The following is a 15,212-nucleotide window of genomic DNA, read 5'->3' on the forward strand; positions in this document are numbered from 1 at the left end:
CAAAAACCTCGGGTCTCAGTCGTTCTCGCGCCAGCGCTTTTCGAGGCGGGCGCCGAGGCGGGCGATGGGGAAGCTCATCAGGAAGTAGATCAGCCCGGCGATGGAGAGCACGAAGAGCGGCTCCTGGATGCGGGTGACGATGACCTGCGAGGAGCGCAGAAGCTCGATGACGCCGATCCACCACACCATGGCGGTGTCCTTCATCACGCCGAGCGTCAGGCCGATCCAGCTCGGCAAAGCGACGCGGAGCGCGATGGGGAAGACGATCTCGGTCAGGTCCTGCCTCCAGGTGAGGCCGAGCGAACGGGCGGCGCGGCGCGTGGTGGTCGGCACGGCGAGAAAGCCGGAGCGGACGATCTCGGTGCAATAGGCCGACATATACAGCGCCAGCACGACGCAGCCGACGGTGAACGGCGCCCAGTGCAGGCCGATAATGGTCTTGAACGCATTCGCCACCACGAGCTGAATCAGCAGCGGGATGGAGCGGAACACGTCGAGCACCGCGCCGAGCGGGGCGTTGACCCACCAGGGCGAAATCGCGCGGATGACGCCGAAGACGACGCCGAGCAGCGTGCCGCCGAGCACGGCCCAGAAGGTGAGCATCAGCGTCACCCCGGCGCCCTTCAGCATGAAGAGGAGGTCGTTGAAGGAAAAGCTGGTCTCGAACAGCGAGGAGAACATGGTGCGCGCCCCTCTCAGTAACGGAACAGCCGCCACGCCATCAGGCGCGCGGAGAGGGTGACGAATTTGGCGAGGAGGTAATAGATCACGGCGGCGAGCGCGAAATATTCGAAGGTGCGGAAGGAGCGCACATTCAGGTCCTGGGTGACGCCGGTGAGATCATTGTTGAGGCCGACGATCACGCCGAGCGAGGTCATCAGGATCGCCCACACCATCTGGTTGGTCATGGGATAGAAGACGATGCGGAACATCTGCGGCATCACCACCAGCCGGAACGCCTGGATCTGACCCATGCCGAGCGAGCGGGCGGCGCGGGTTTGCGTCGGCGGCACGGCGCGCAGGCCGCCCCGAAACGTTTCGGCGAGATAGCCGGCATTGTTGAAGGTGATGCCGGCGAGCAGGGCGACGAAGCTGTCGAGATGGATGCCGAGCGAGCCGAGGCCGAAATAGGCCATGTAGATCTGGAACAGTGCCGGCGTGTTGCGGGCGAGTTCGATCCAGGTCGCGGCCGCGCCGCGGAAGGCGCGGTAGGGCGAGGAGGCGCCCAGCGCCAGCAGGACCGCAAAGGCCACACCGAGCACCATGGAGAGCACGGCGATTTCAAGCGTGACCAGCGCGCCCCACAGCATGTCGGGCAGCGCGCGAAACGCCGGCAGCCAGTGAAAAGTGTAGTTCATCGCGTGTGCTCGTAGGTCGCGGGCGATGGGCGCAGGGAGCGAGGGGCAAGAAAGATGCCGGGCCGTCATCCCGGCCTGAGGCGAAGCCACAGAGCCGGGATTGTCGACCGGGCCTGCCTCGGTGCGATCCCGGATCGGCCTGCCGGCCGTCCGGGGTCACGCGGGGGCTCGTTCAGCGATAAACGCCGGGAACCGTCAGGTTGGGCGCCTCGCCGAGGCCGATCCACTTGTCGTAGAGCGCCTTGTAGCGGCCGGTGCGGACCTGCTGGTTGATGAACAGGTTCAGGTAGTTGATGAGGCCCTGCTCGTTGCGCAGGGCGATCAGCGCGACATAGTCGATGTCGTAGGGGGCATCGCCGCCCATCATCAGGCCCTTATACTTGCCTTCCTTCACGATCGCCGCGGCGACGGTGGAGGTGACGACAGTGGCGTCGATCTGGCCTTGGGCGAGGGCGAGGAACACGTCCGCCTGGGTCTGGTAGCCACGGAAGGTGGTGCCGGCGCCCCACGCCTTCACGTCCTTCTCCAGCGCCAGCGCTTCGAAGGTGCCGGCGACCGAACCGGTCTTCTTGCCCTTCAGGCTGTCATAATCCTTGATGCCGAGCCCGTCCTTGGTCAGCACCACCATCTTGAAGGCGAAATAGGGAATGGTGAAGCCGGCGGTCTTGGCGCGTTCCAGCGTGTCGGAGGTCGAGGCGACGCCGACATCGACGCGGCCCGAGATCAGCGCGGGAATGCGGTCGGGGAAGGGGGTCTCGACGATTTCCGCTTTCACGCCCAGCGCCTTGGCGAGGTCGTTGCAATAATCCACGTCAAAACCGATCGGCTCGTTATTGGCGTCGCGTGAGCCCATGGGCGGAAAGTCCAGCACCACCGCGCAGCGCAGCGTGCCGGAGGCGATGATGTCGTCGAGCTTGTCCGCCTGCGCGGGCAAGGCGGCGGCGAGCGTCAGCGCCGCCGCGGCAAGAATGCCGAATCCCTTAGCCATGATGGCTCTCCTCTGGAGGAAGCTGTCTTCATTGTTGATGACCGGCGGCGCCGCGAGAGGTGCCCGAGCCGGCGACGGAAAGGAGCTTCCAATTTTTGGATCCAAGTTGCAATATCCATTTTGCCGTCAGGTACGAATTTTACCTGTGAACGGCCGTGGCATCGCGCACGACAAAACGGCACGCTGCACATGGACGGTTCCCGCTGAATCGGACGGCGCAGTCGGGGAGGAGGCAGGCAGGTGAAGGTGAAGGCGACGGACATCGGGCAGATGGCCTCCGCGTCGGATGTCATTTTCGACGCGCTGCGCCAGGCCATCGCCAAGGGCGACATTGCCGAGGGCCAGACCCTGCGGCAGGACCATATCGCCCGCATGTTCAATGTCAGCCGCATTCCCGTGCGCGAGGCGCTGACCCGGCTGGAAGAGCAGGGTCTTGTCTCCACCCAGCGCTATCGCGGGGCCGTCGTCACCACCCTGTCGACGGATGAAATCCGCGAAATCTTCGAGTTCCGCGCGCTGCTGGAGCCCGAGGTGCTGCGCTACTCGGTGGAGCGCATGTCGGAGGAAGGGCTGGAGGCGGCCAAGCGCTTCGCCCATGCTTTCGCCACCGAGACCGATTCCTCGCATTGGGGCGAGCTGAACCGCAGCTTCCATTACAGCCTCTACGAGGCGTCCGGCCGTCCCTATTATCTGCAGACCATCAGCGCCGCGCTGGATCGCGTCGACCGCTATCTGCGCGCCCAGCTCGTGCTCACCGACGGCATGGCGCGGGCGCGGCGCGAGCATGAGGGCATTCTGCTCGCCTGCATCCGCCGCGATGCCGAGGAGGCCGCCGCCCTGACCCGCGCCCATATTCTGGGCGCGTGCGTCTCGCTGATCGACTTTCTGGACCGGACCCGCGCCACGGAGGAGGCCAAGGGCTAGCGTCAATAGCCTTGCGCGGGACGTCGCCTGGCGGGATCACTCGTTCCGGGCGGTCAAGCGCCCGGGGCGAAGGGCGGGGCGCGAAGATCCTGCCGTTCCCGCCTCCGTCAGCGCCAGCAGCGCCCCGAACCGCAGCGCCTCGAACACCCCGAAATCCGGGGTCGTGCCGATCAGCAGACCCACGGCGAAGGCCGGGATGAATGACCAGGTGAGCCCGCTCGCCAACGCTTGCTCCCGTGGCTCGCCGCGGCGGACGGGTGCGAGCAGCAGCCGCGCCACAAAGGCGAAATAGAGGATGAAGCCGGCAAGGCCGGTGCTGGCGAAGAGGACCACGGCAAAATTGGAGGCGCGGGTGGAGCCGAGGCCGACGCCGAGGAGATAGCTGTCGAGCCCCGCCTGCATCGACCGCGCCGTCCAGGCGCTGCGCTCCGCATAGGAGCCGCTCTGGGTTTTGCTGAACACCACTTCGTCGAGCCGCTCCATGACCGGCTCGAAGATGCCGGGTGTGATCATTACCGCGGCGGCGGCGAAGCCGATGATCGCCAGGGCGAGGAAGAAATCCTCGCGCACGCCGCCCTGGGAGATCCGTGGGCGGTTGATCCGGAAGGCGCGGGTGAACCAGTCGAGGCCGATCAGCAGTGCAAGAACCCCCAAACCGACATAACCGGCCGAGGAAGTGGACGCCACCACCAGGGTCGCCAGCGCCACGATGAGCGCGTTGAGACGCATGGAGGACGCGCGGTTGCCGCTCATTCGTCGCAGGAAATACAGGCAGGCCAGCAGGTTCAGCGCCAGGGCACCAAAGGATGAGGCTTCCGGCATCAGCCCGGTGACCCGGCGCACCCCATCGGCGATGGTGGCATTGTCCAGCAAGGCGTAATTCGCCGTCTTGAAGCTATCCAGAAGCGGGTCGAGCGCCACGAAGCCCGTCAAATAGCTGAGGATTCCGGTGAGGACCGTCACGGCGGCGCTCAACATCAGGCCGGGCAGGATCAGGTCGCGATGCTTCGGCGCGCGGAAGAAGCAGGCGAAGGCGAACACCAGCAGCACCGACACGGTGAGATTGGCGAGCTGCGAGAGATTCTGCAGCGTCGGGCGCAGCAACGCGGCCTCGCGAAAGGCCGTCGCCATCGGCACGATCGTGACCTGTCCGGCGAGCAGACGCGGCATGAACAGCGTCACCAGCAGCGCAACCGTCCAGAACAGCGTCAGCAGCAGGCCCGGTCCCCGCAGCGCCGTCGTCAACAGGTCGGAAATCCCGTGGCGCCGCAGGAGGAACTGCCGCAGCACGAACAGGGCGGCGGCGACATGCACGGCCAGCAGCGAAAGACCGCCGGTCATCTGCACCGGGACGACGGCGAACATGCCGAATGGCAGCATGCCGAAGAACAGCCACAGCAGAACCGGACGCCGCGCGAACAGGCCCCACAGCGCCACCGCCCAGAACAGGGCCGCCGCCAGCGCCGTCATGGCGGGAAGCGGCCATGGCCGGCCGCGCTTTCGGCGGCGCCGTCGACGACCTCCATGAGGCGGGTCCCGGCGGCGCGCCAGGTGAAGCGGGCGACGAAGGCGCGGCCCTCGCGGGCGAGGCCGTCATACAGCCCGTTGTCGCCGCGCAGCCGCAGCAGCGCGGCCTCCCAGGCGGCGGGGTCGTGCGGGTCGGCGTGTAGCGCGCCGGGGCCGCACACTTCCGGCAGTGCGCCGCACGGGGCAATGATGGCGGGGGTGCCCAGCATCAGCCCTTCCACCGGCGGCAGGCCGAAACCCTCGGTGAGCGAGGGGGTGCAGACCGCCAGCGCGTTCGCCTGCAAGGCGCGCATCTCGCCCTCCGCGACATAACCGGGAAACAGTACATTGGCGCCGGCGGTCACGCCGGCGGCGGCGAAGGCGTCGCGGCCGGCGGCGCCGACGAGCACGAGAGTCATGTCCTGCAGCGCTGGGCGCGAGAAGGCGCGGATCAGCAGCGGGATATTCTTGTGCGGCATGAGATTGGCGAGCGCCAGCGCATAGAGGCGCGGGGCCAGCCCCAGCCGGGCAAGGATCGCCGGCTCGGGCGGGGTGCGCAGCACATGGTCGGCGCCATTGGCGATGACATGAACCCTCTCCGCCGGCGCGAGGCCCAGCCCGATCAGTTCGCCCTTGGCGAAGTGCGACACCGTCAGCAGCCCGAGCTGGCGCCGGCCGGCGAGACGGATATTGGCCTTCAACGTTTCCCGGAACGCCAGCGCATAGGAGGCCGGCGTGGTGAAGACCTGCGCGTCGTGCACCATGGTCATGCCCCGCCGCAGCAAGAGCGGACTGCGCGACGCGAAGTTGAGCAGTAGCCGGCCCGCGGCGGCGCGGGGCAGGTCGATCTGTTCCCAGATATTGCCGGTCCGCCGGCCGATGCGCGTGACCGGCAGCCCGACATCGCGCACGCACGCATTCGGTGGCGCCAACACATGGATAGGCCGCGCCTCTGGGGCGTCCGAGGCCAGCCTATCGGCGAGGGCGCGCGTCAGATGCTCCGCCACCGCATAGGTCGCGGCCGGCGGACCGGCGAGAAAACGCCCGTTTATGCAGATTTCCACCCGCCCTCCGGTCCGTTTGGCGCCACGCTGTCGACGACCTCCATGAGGCGGGTCGCGGCGGCGCGCCAGGTGAAGCGGGCGACGAAGGCGCGGCCCTCGCGGGCGAGGCCGTCATGCAGCCCGTTGTCGCCGCGCAGCCGCAGCAGCGCGGCCTCCCAGGCGGCGGGGTCGTGCGGGTCGGCGTGTAGCGCGCCGGGGCCGCACACTTCCGGCAGTGCGCCGCACGGGGCAATGATGGCGGGGGTGCCCAGCATCAGCCCTTCCACCGGCGGCAGGCCGAAACCCTCGGTGAGCGAGGGGGTGCAGACCGCCAGCGCGTTCGCCTGCAAGGCGCGCATCTCGCCCTCCGCGACATAGCCGGGAAACAGCACATTGGCGCCGGCCGTCACGCCGGCGGCGGCGAAGGCGTCGCGGCCGGCGGCGCCGACGAGCACGAGAGTCATGTCCTGCAGCGCTGGGCGCGAGAAGGCGCGGATCAGCAGCGGGATATTCTTGTGCGGCATGAGATTGGCGAGCGCCAGCGCATAGAGGCGCGGGGCCAGCCCCAGCCGGGCGAGGATCTCCGGCTCGGGCGGGGTGCGCAGCACATGGTCGGCGCCATTGGCGATGACATGAACCCTCTCCGCCGGCGCGAGGCCCAGCCCGACCAGTTCGCCCTTGGCGAAGTGCGACACCGTCAGCAGCCCGAGCTGGCGCCGGCCGGCGAGACGGGCCTGCCACTGGCCGGCAAGCCGCCGGGCAACAGGGTAGGATCGCGGCACGGTAAAAGCCTGCGCGTCGTGCAGCAGGGTGAGCGCGTTGCGCGCGGCGACGGGGGTGCGGTTGCACAGGCTGAGCAGGAGACCGCCGCGGCTGTGCAAGGGCAGCGACATCTGCTCCCACGCGACGCCGGCCAGCCCTCCCACGGGATGGGCGGGAATGCCGGGATCATTGGCGAGCCGGGCAAGGCCGGGCGGCACCAGCAGCCGCAATTCCCTGTCGGTCACCACTTCCGCCAGAGCGGCGATCAATTCCTGCGCCACGCGGTGCACGGCGGTCGGCCCGGCCGAGGTGAACTTGCCGTTGATGAAGAGCGGAGCCTTGCGGGCCATGCCTAAAGTTCCAGGATGCGGCGCGGATCGGCGCGCCCGGCGATGATCTCGCGCAGCGCCAGCCAATTTCCGGCCAGCCGCCCCCGCCGGTCAATCCACGGCTCGGGCCGCGCCAGCCGGGCGGTATTCGCCAGCAGGCTGCGCAGCATCAGCCGATAGGCGAAGAGGGGCGGCATGGTTCCCTTGCGCCGGAGATACCAGGGATTGGCGATCTGGCTGTAGCCCAGCCGGCGGCCATTGCGCTCGCGGCCGGCCTTCTCGCCGCAATGTACGCCATAAAAGGCGTCGGTATAGACCAGCGGACCCTGCAGACGGCTGCCGAAGTCGATGTCCTCCTGCCAGCCATAGAGCGGCAGATTCTCGTCAAAGCGGACAGTGCCGATCGCCGCCCGGCGATAGGCCATGTTGCAGCCATAGAGGCCTTTATGCGGCGGGGAAACGCTGAGGCGCGGCGGCTCTTGCCGGGCGTCCTCCGCCTCCACCAGCGCCACGGCCGTCGCCGGGGCGATGCCCGGTCCGCCGATGCCATCCGCCAGCAGCCGGCCGCTCGCCCCGGAAATGGCGGGATAGGCGGCGAAGAAGCGGGCAACGCCGTCGATGAGGCGGCAAGAGGGAACGTAGTCGTCATCAAGAAACAGCACGATGTCGAGGTCCGGCGGCAGCCTGTCCAGCGCGCGGTTGCGCTGCCGGCAGGAGCCGCGCGGCCCGAACAGCCGTTCCAGCGGGAACGGGTAGGTACGCGGGGGCGGCGCGTCGGCGGCGCTTTCCATCGACAGCACGACGCAGGCCGGTGCCCGGCTCTGCAGCGCCAGCCGGTCCAGCAGCGTCGCCACGTTCGGCGCCCGCCCCAGCGTGGCGATGATGATGCCGACCGAGGGCTCCTGCACCGCGCCGCTCACCGCGCCGCTCCGGCGTGCCGGTCGATGAGCTGGCACCATTGGCCGAGAACGCGGCTGCGCTCGAAGGCCGCCAAATGGGCGCGGCTGCCGGCGACGCGCGCGGCCCGTTCGCTCGCCGGCATCAGCGCCAGCGCGCGCATGCCCTGCGCGATCGCCGCCACATCCGTGGCGTCAGCGTGCAGCATGGACGGCCCGCCGACTTCCAAAAAGACGCTGTTTGCCGTCACCAGGCACGGCAGGCCGTGCTCTGCCGCCTCGATCACCGGCATGCCGAACCCTTCCAGCAAGCTCATCAGCACGAAGCCGCCGGCATGGCGATAGAGCCAGCGTAGTTCCGCCTCGCTGGTATAGCCCGACAGGACCACGCCGGGCGTTCTGTTCCCGAGATCTATCGCGTCTTCCGCGCCGGGTTCGTTGCCGCCGATCAGCACATATTGCCAGCCCTGCCCTGCCAGCCCGCTGCGGGCGAAAGCCTCGATGCACCGCGCCTGGTTCTTGCGCCGGCCGAGGCTGCCGACGGTGAGCAGAAAATGCGCGCCGATACCGGCGGGGCGGGATTCGGGCGCCTCCGCCACTTGGCGGCGAACCGGAATGTAGATGACGGTGGAGGAGGGATAATCCTCGCCATAAAGCGCGTGGAACGCCTGCTGCGAGGTGCGGCTGACAAACACCATATGCGGTTTTGCCGCGCGGATCGCGGCGTAGCTGTGGGCGTAGAGCGCGTCGACCCGGGGGGCGAAGTACCGGGCATGGGTGATGGGCCCGACATCGTGGCACAATACGATATCCCGCGCTTCCAGCCGGTGGCGCGTCACGCTGAGCGGATCGAGATGAAGCGTCGGGTGCACGGTTCGCAGCCGCGGCAGCGAGGCGGCGAGGCCCGGGAGGAAGACCCGCGCCGTGGTTTCCCAATGCGTCAACCGCCCGGCGAGGCGCCGGCCGAATTCGCTGCCGGGAAAACCGGCGAGGCGCCCATACCGAACGGAGGCGACCCTTTCGCCGAGGCCGGCGATGATCTCCCGACCCAGAAACAGCTTTCCGGTCCGGTCGTTGAGCGCCAGCGAGAAATCGACATCAACCGGCATGGGGGCCGCACGTACGGCGCCCGCACGCACAGGGCTCGCCTGCTCGGCAGGAAACGGCGCTGGCGCGGCTGGTCGGTGAGCTGCGGTTGGAGGAGCGAATCAGGTCAGTGCGCATTGCGGTGGATGATCACGCGGACGGTGAGGAGGAGAACCTTCACATCCATCCAGAGCGACCAGTTATTGATGTATTCGAGGTCGGAAGCAACGCGGGCCTCGATATCCCGCCGGCTCTGTGTCGCGCCGCGCAGCCCGCGGATCTGCGCGAGGCCGGTCAGCCCCGGCTTGACCGCGTGGCGGCTCCAGTAATCGGGAACCAGTTCCCAGAACAGCGCCCCTTCCGCGCGCGAGCCCAGCGCATGCGGCCGCGGGCCGACAAGGCTCATATTGCCGATCAGCACGTTGAGAAGCTGCGGCAGCTCGTCGATGCTGGTCCGCCGCAGAAAGCGCCCCACCCGGGTCACACGCCGGTCGCTGCGCGAGGCGGACACCTGGCCGGTGGCGTCTGTCGTCTCGCTCCGCATGGTTCGCAGCTTGAAGCAGCGATAGGGACGGTTGTTGCGCCCGACCCTTTCCTGCACGAAGAAGGCCGGGCCGGGGCTGTCGAGCCTCACCAGCAGCGCGGCCGCCGCAATGGTGGGAGCGGTCGCCAGCAGGAGAGGCACGGTGATCGCGAGATCGAGCATCCGCTTGCTCAGGCGTTCGCCCAGCGTGAGCGGGCCACGCGACACCAGCAGCGTGGTCTGTTCGTTCCAGCGCGACAGGGAGAGCGGCTCGAAGCCGCCGAGATCGACCACTACCTCGGCTTCGAAGCCGCTGAGCCGCATGGCCTCCGTCCATTCGAGCCGATCGCGCGGATCGGTCAGGGCGAGGATCACCCGGTCGGCATAACCGATGATGTCGCTCAGCGCGGCGAAGAAGGCGGGATCGTGCAGGCGCGGCTGGAGACCCGCCTTGCCCACCTCGACATAGGTCGTCAGTGCATCCTCCACGCGCCCTTCGGCATCGCCGTTGTCGGTGAGGACGACCCGGCGGGGCGCGATGACCGGCAGCAGCCGGTGGCGGGTTAACCGAGTCGCGGCTAACCGGCCCATGGCTATCAGCGCGAAGGCTAGGATGAACGTGTAGCCGATTTCGAGACGCGACAGCAGGCTGCCGACCTTCAGCGCGAAGAGGGCGGTGAGGAAGATTCCGGCGGTGACGAGTAGCGCGGCGAAGCTGGCCGAGACGGCCTGGCTGAGCGATGCGGCGGCTTCGACCGAATAGGCGCGCAGGCTGACCGCCGCGAGCAGATAGGTCGGGGCGAGAAAGAAGAAAACTTCCCAATTGCCGTCAAAGGGCGTGCCGTGGCGTAGGGCCGCGCCGGCGAGGCAGCTACCGGCAAGGGCGAGCAGGTCGATCGTGGCAAGTCCGGCCGTGAGGCAGACGCGGACGGCGTCGCGGTAGCGCGTGAGACGGCCGGCGGGGCGCTCCTCCGACGCTTCGCCCGCGGCAGCCCCACGCATGCCACCGTAAGCACCGAGGACTTCCATGCGTCTGTCTTTCATTCCAGGAGCCGGGTGATGCCTGCGACAAGCGCGCATCAGCCGGCAAACGTTTTCCTGCCGCCCTGTCGCAGCAGGCACAGCCCCTGAAGAAGGCGGAAGCCTCCGATGCACCGCCAGCGTGCCCGCAAGGTAATCCGGCTGCGGTCCGCGCGGCTAAAATGCGCCAGCGGACTGCCATCGGCTTCCTTATGCCCCTTCAATTTCTATGGTAATTGCTTAGCAGAGATAACGGGCTCGGTGCAACGACCTGTATTGATTATTGCACTTTCTGCCCAGCTTACCATGACGCAGAACGGTTACACATGCGCCCACAAATTTAGAATGATTTTAATAAAACGAACGGCAGAAGGTGTGAACTCCGGTGGACGGGCTGAGAACGGGATGACGCAGCGACAGGTCGCGATTGTTTTCGGTGGTGCCGGTTTCATCGGTTCGCATTTATTACGAAGATTGATGCAATCGCCCACGACCCGACCGATCAGCATCGACATAGCCCCGCCCAGGCTGCCGGTTCCGGGTGTCGACTACCGCCAGGGCGATGTCCGCGATCTTTCTGCATTGACGGTCGAAGGCGGCGTGGAGACGATTTTCAATCTCGCGGCGGTTCACACCACGCCCGGCCACCCGGCGCATGAATATTACGAGACGAATATTCATGGAGCCCTGGAAGTCTGCGCCTTTGCCCGCCGCCAGGGGACGAAGAGGATCGTCTTCACCAGCTCCATCTCGGTCTATGGACCCGGCGAGGAAACCAGGTCGGAAGCCTCGCGCCGCCAGCCGGACTCGGCCTATGGGCGGTCGAAGGCGATGGCGGAGGATATTCACCAGGTCTGGCTGCAGGAGGCGGCGGAGCGGCAACTGGTCATATGCCGACCGGCCGTGATTTTCGGCCATGGCGAAGGCGGCAATTTCACCCGGCTCGCCCGGCTGCTGCGCCGTGGGCTGTTCGTGTATCCGGGGCGGCGGGACACGATCAAGGCGTGCTTCTATGTCGAGGATCTCGTCGAGACGCTGCTCCATGCCGCCTCGCTGGACGAGCGGCTGCTGCTGTTCAACGGCTGCTATCCCGATCGCTACACATTGGAACAGATCGTCGAGACCTTTCGCGCCGACCATTTTCCGCATGCGAGGACGATGACCGTGCCGCGCCCGCTCGTGCTCGGCGTCGCCAGCGCCTTGCGGCCGATGGCCGGCGCGGGTATCGGCATCCACCCCGACCGTGTGTTGAAACTGGTACGCTCCACCGACGTGGTGCCGCGCTGGCTGGAATCGCGTGGCCTTGTCGCCCGGGGCCGGCTGCCTTCGGCGCTGCAACGCTGGAAAGACGAGTCCGCCGGTGCGTTCGACTGACGCCCCATCCGCCTCTCCGGCTCGCGTGAAAGACGACAGGTCATGAAGGTCGCCCTGGTTCACTACTGGCTGGTCGGGATGCGGGGCGGCGAGAAGGTGCTGGAATCCTTCTGCCGACTTTACCCGCAGGCGGATATTTTTACCCTGGTTGCTGAGCCGGCTCAGCTTTCCGACACGCTGCGGCGGCACCGGATCACCACCTCCTTCCTGCAGAAGATCGGCGGACGGCGGCACTATCAGAAAATGCTGCCGCTGATGCCTTATGCGCTGGAGAGCCTCGACCTCACCGGCTACGACCTGGTGATCTCCAGCGAGGCCGGCCCGGCGAAAGGCGTGGTGACGCGGCCGGATAGCCTGCATGTCTGTTACTGCCATTCGCCGCTGCGCTATCTCTGGGATCTCGCGCCGCAATATCGCGCCGCCTCCGGCCCGCTCACCCGGCTGGCGATGACGCTCTTCGGCCCCGGCCTGCGCCAGTGGGACGTGACCACGGCCGCGCGGGTCGACGCCTTCATCGCCAACTCAGCCTATGTCGCCCAGCGCATCGGCAAGTACTACCGGCGCGAGGCCACGGTCATTCATCCGCCGGTGGACCTCAGCCGCTTCGCCCCGGCCGAGGCGGTGGACGACGCCTATCTCTGCGCCGGCCAGATCACGCCCTACAAGAAGATCGAACTGGCGGTCGAGGCTTTCAGCCGCATGGGGCGGCGCCTCGATATCATCGGCGAGGGAGCCAGCGACCAGCTCAGGCGCCGCGCCGGGCCCGGCATCCGCTTTCTGGGTCCGGTCAGCGATGCGGAGATGGCGCGCCAACTCGCGCGCTGCCGGGCGCTGGTGTTTCCCGGCGTCGAGGATTTCGGCATCGTTCCGCTGGAGGCGATGGCCAGCGGCCGCCCGGTGCTTGCCTTCGGACGCGGCGGCGCCACGGAGACGGTGGTGGATGGAAAAACCGGCCTGCTGTTCCACGAACAGACGGCCGAGGCCATCATTGATGCCGTGCAGCGCTTCGAGGCGGGCGCCGTCACGGGCACGCCCGAGGAGTTTCGCGCCCATGTGGCGCAGTTCAGCCGTGACCGCTTCGAACGCCGGATTGCGTCCTTCATTGACGAGCGCCTCGCGCGGACGGGATCGCCCCGGCCGGGCGGGGAGGACAGGAGTGCGAGAGCCAGATGAGCGTTGGTCCCTGGACATCCATGAGCCCCGCGCGGCTCATTCTGCTGGTCGTGCCGCTGCTTCTGTCGCTTGCCGGCTGCGCCACGGCACCGAGCGCGCCGCCTGCGGCGGCCGATGCGGCCACCACGACCGACTATGTCCTCGGCACCGGCGACAAGCTGCGCCTGACCGTGTTCAACGAGCCGACGCTTTCCGGCGAGTTCGAGGTCAATTCCGGCGGCTTCATTTCCGTGCCGCTGATTGGCAACATCAAGGCGCAGGGCGAGACGGCGCAGGCGGTGGAAGGCGCCATCACCCAGAAGCTGGCCGGCGGCTATGTGCGCGATCCCCGCGTCAATATCGAAATCCTGCAGTATCGCCCTTTCTACATCATCGGCGAGGTCTCCAAGCCGGGCGAGTATCCCTATCGCAACGGCATGAACATCATGAGCGCCGTGGCGGTGGCGGGCGGCTTCACCTACCGCGCCAATGATTCCACCGTGACGATCCGCCGGGCCGGGCAGACGCAGGAATATTCCTATCCCGTCACCACCACGACGATGGTGCTGCCCGGCGACATTGTGCGGGTCGGCGAGCGGCTGTTCTGACCGGGCGCCGGCGCCGGGCTCACGCGGCGGTGTCGAGGCGCCGGCTCCAGCTCTGCGCCAGGCCGGCGCCGAGCAGGGCCCAATAGGTGATCGCCACCGCCTGGATCTGCAGGCTGAAATCGACGGCCGCATGCGACAGCACCGCCACGCTCGCGGCGAGCGCGACCGCGCTGATCGGATGCGGGCTTTCGCGGCGCAGCATATTGGCCAGCGTCACCGCCAGCAGGCCCGCCACCAGCGCGGCGAGCACGAGCGTGGCGGGTATGCCGAGTTCGAACAGCAGTTCGATATAGGTGTTGTGGGCCTTGTCCCAGTGATGCCAGGGCGAGAAGGCCTCGGTGCCGCGATAGACCGCGAACATGCGGTCGAAGCTGCCATAGCCATAGCCGGTCAGCGGCGCGTTCCACACCGCGTCGAGCGTGCGCGCCGCCACCGCCCAGCGCGGATCATGCCCGCCCGGCAAGGCGAAGCGCTCGCTCAGATCGTCACCGAACAGGGCGAGCGTCGCCAGCAGCATGGCGAGCACCGGCGCGGCGAGGACCAGCACCAGCCAGGGGCGGCGGGTGGAGACGAGGCTCAGCACAAGCAGTGTCAGCACGCCGGCAAGGCCGGCAATGACGCCCGCCCGCGACACGGTGAGCACCAGCGCGGTGCCTATGATGCCGATGCCGGCGAGGACGGGCAGCGCCGATCGCAGCGTCGTCTCGACAAAGGCGGTGGCGCGCATCGCCAGCGGCAGCGGGCCTCTGTTCCCGGCGCGGCGGTAGACATTTATCAGCAGGCCGATGCTGGCGATCAGCCCGAGGGCGGCATAGGTCGCGTAGCTGTTCTTGTTGACGAAGCTCGCGGTCAGTTGCCCGACATAGGCCTGCTTCTCGAACCACAGCAGCCGCTGCGGCGCCAGCGCGAACTGGAGCAGGCCGAACAGGGCATAGCCGACGGCGATAAAAACCAGCGCGCGCAGGAACAGGTCCGCCCGCCGCCCGTCGCGACAGAGCTGAAGCGCGAGATAGAACGCCATCGCGCTGGTCAGCAGCATCACCAGCCCGCGCAGGCCGGCATCCGGCGTGACCGAGATTCTGCCCGCCACCGGCACGGCACCAGGCACCGGCCGAAGCGTCTGCGCCGTCAACTGCCAGAACGGATTGTGCCAGTCCGAAGGCGCGCCGGGGAAAAGCTGAAACAGGATCCAGCCCACCAGTGCGCCGCCCAGCAGGAACGCCCACCAGAGACGGCGCGGCGCCACGGGGTGGCGGGCGCCGGTGGCCAGCCGCCCGGCCTCGAACAGCATGAGCAGCAGGCCGAACAGCACCGCGTTGACCCCCCAGGCGACGAGCCGGTTGCTGCCGAGCAGCAGCGGCACCCAGGCGAGGGCGAGGACGAGACCCACGAAAATGAGGTCGTTATAGGTCTCCGCCCGGCTGCGACGCGCCAGGAACGCCGAGCGGCGCGCACCGCTTTCCACCGGGTCGCGCGGTGCGCTGCGGGCGGCGGGCGGCGCGCTCATGTGTGGAGCACCCGCGCCTGCGCGCCCTCCAGCACGACGCAGGACAGGCGGTGGGTGAGATAGGCGCCGGTATCGACATTGATGCGGTTGGCATGCATCTCGACCTCCATCACCGGGGTGTGGCCGTGCACGACAC

The 15,212-nt window shown here is 67.8% G+C and carries 14 protein-coding genes; 4 read left to right on the forward strand and 10 right to left on the reverse strand.

Annotation, left to right across the window (positions count from 1 at the left end; all coding sequences use genetic code 11):
* Window positions 1–15: 15 nt before the first annotated feature.
* From AAC979_RS21480 to AAC979_RS21490, 3 genes are all read right to left on the reverse strand, one after another.
* On the reverse strand, window positions 16–669 hold the full coding sequence (locus AAC979_RS21480) for an amino acid ABC transporter permease (protein WP_371349121.1): 654 nt from the start codon (window positions 667–669) through the stop codon (window positions 16–18).
* A gap of 26 nt (window positions 670–695) precedes the next feature.
* Window positions 696–1,358 carry an amino acid ABC transporter permease gene (locus AAC979_RS21485; protein WP_371348950.1) on the reverse strand — a complete coding sequence of 221 codons (663 nt, stop codon included), beginning with the start codon at window positions 1,356–1,358 and terminating at the stop codon, window positions 696–698.
* 172 nt (window positions 1,359–1,530) lie between these two features.
* On the reverse strand, window positions 1,531–2,346 hold the full coding sequence (locus tag AAC979_RS21490; protein WP_371348951.1) for a transporter substrate-binding domain-containing protein: 816 nt from the start codon (window positions 2,344–2,346) through the stop codon (window positions 1,531–1,533).
* 240 nt (window positions 2,347–2,586) lie between these two features.
* On the opposite strand from AAC979_RS21490, the gene AAC979_RS21495 reads away from it, so the two are divergent.
* Entirely contained in the window at window positions 2,587–3,270 is a 684-nt protein-coding gene (locus AAC979_RS21495; protein ID WP_371348952.1) for a GntR family transcriptional regulator, read from the forward strand.
* A gap of 36 nt (window positions 3,271–3,306) precedes the next feature.
* On the opposite strand, the gene AAC979_RS21500 is transcribed toward AAC979_RS21495, so the two are convergent.
* The 6 genes from AAC979_RS21500 to AAC979_RS21525 all read right to left on the reverse strand — a co-directional run bounded on the left by AAC979_RS21500 (window position 3,307) and on the right by AAC979_RS21525 (window position 10,417).
* Entirely contained in the window at window positions 3,307–4,740 is a 1,434-nt protein-coding gene (locus AAC979_RS21500) for a hypothetical protein (protein ID WP_371348953.1), read from the reverse strand.
* Entirely contained in the window at window positions 4,737–5,840 is a 1,104-nt protein-coding gene (locus AAC979_RS21505; protein ID WP_371348954.1) for a glycosyltransferase family 4 protein, read from the reverse strand. Before AAC979_RS21505 ends, AAC979_RS21500 begins: the two co-directional genes overlap by 4 nt.
* Window positions 5,825–6,931, reverse strand: a complete 1,107-nt coding sequence (locus tag AAC979_RS21510) for a glycosyltransferase family 4 protein (protein WP_371348955.1) — start codon at window positions 6,929–6,931, stop codon at window positions 5,825–5,827. The genes AAC979_RS21505 and AAC979_RS21510 overlap by 16 nt, the downstream gene beginning before the upstream one ends.
* Window positions 6,932–6,933: 2 nt before the next feature.
* Window positions 6,934–7,830, reverse strand: a complete 897-nt coding sequence (locus AAC979_RS21515) for a glycosyltransferase family 2 protein (RefSeq protein ID WP_371348956.1) — start codon at window positions 7,828–7,830, stop codon at window positions 6,934–6,936.
* A complete protein-coding gene (locus AAC979_RS21520) occupies window positions 7,827–8,915 on the reverse strand; it encodes a glycosyltransferase (protein ID WP_371348957.1) in 1,089 nt (362 codons plus the stop codon). The genes AAC979_RS21515 and AAC979_RS21520 overlap by 4 nt, the downstream gene beginning before the upstream one ends.
* 104 nt (window positions 8,916–9,019) lie before the next feature.
* Window positions 9,020–10,417 (reverse strand): exopolysaccharide biosynthesis polyprenyl glycosylphosphotransferase, encoded by a 1,398-nt coding sequence (locus AAC979_RS21525; RefSeq protein WP_371348958.1) that lies wholly within the window; start codon window positions 10,415–10,417, stop codon window positions 9,020–9,022.
* A gap of 324 nt (window positions 10,418–10,741) precedes the next feature.
* Here AAC979_RS21525 and AAC979_RS21530 point away from each other — a divergent pair, with 324 nt between their 5' ends.
* Genes AAC979_RS21530 through AAC979_RS21540 form a run of 3 tightly spaced genes read left to right on the forward strand, consistent with a single transcriptional unit; the run spans window position 10,742 to window position 13,569 of the window.
* A complete protein-coding gene (locus AAC979_RS21530; protein ID WP_371348959.1) occupies window positions 10,742–11,809 on the forward strand; it encodes an NAD-dependent epimerase/dehydratase family protein in 1,068 nt (355 codons plus the stop codon).
* A 42-nt stretch (window positions 11,810–11,851) separates the two neighbouring features.
* Entirely contained in the window at window positions 11,852–12,982 is a 1,131-nt protein-coding gene (locus tag AAC979_RS21535) for a glycosyltransferase (RefSeq protein ID WP_371348960.1), read from the forward strand.
* The gene (locus AAC979_RS21540) at window positions 12,979–13,569 is read left to right on the forward strand and encodes a polysaccharide biosynthesis/export family protein (RefSeq protein ID WP_371348961.1); all 591 of its coding nucleotides are present in this window, start codon (window positions 12,979–12,981) and stop codon (window positions 13,567–13,569) included. Before AAC979_RS21535 ends, AAC979_RS21540 begins: the two co-directional genes overlap by 4 nt.
* 19 nt (window positions 13,570–13,588) lie before the next feature.
* On the opposite strand, the gene AAC979_RS21545 is transcribed toward AAC979_RS21540, so the two are convergent.
* Window positions 13,589–15,076 (reverse strand): O-antigen ligase family protein, encoded by a 1,488-nt coding sequence (locus tag AAC979_RS21545; protein WP_371348962.1) that lies wholly within the window; start codon window positions 15,074–15,076, stop codon window positions 13,589–13,591.
* Window positions 15,077–15,212: the final 136 nt, after the last annotated feature.

It is taken from the genome of Ancylobacter sp. IITR112 (assembly GCF_041415945.1).
Lineage (GTDB): Bacteria > Pseudomonadota > Alphaproteobacteria > Rhizobiales > Xanthobacteraceae > Ancylobacter.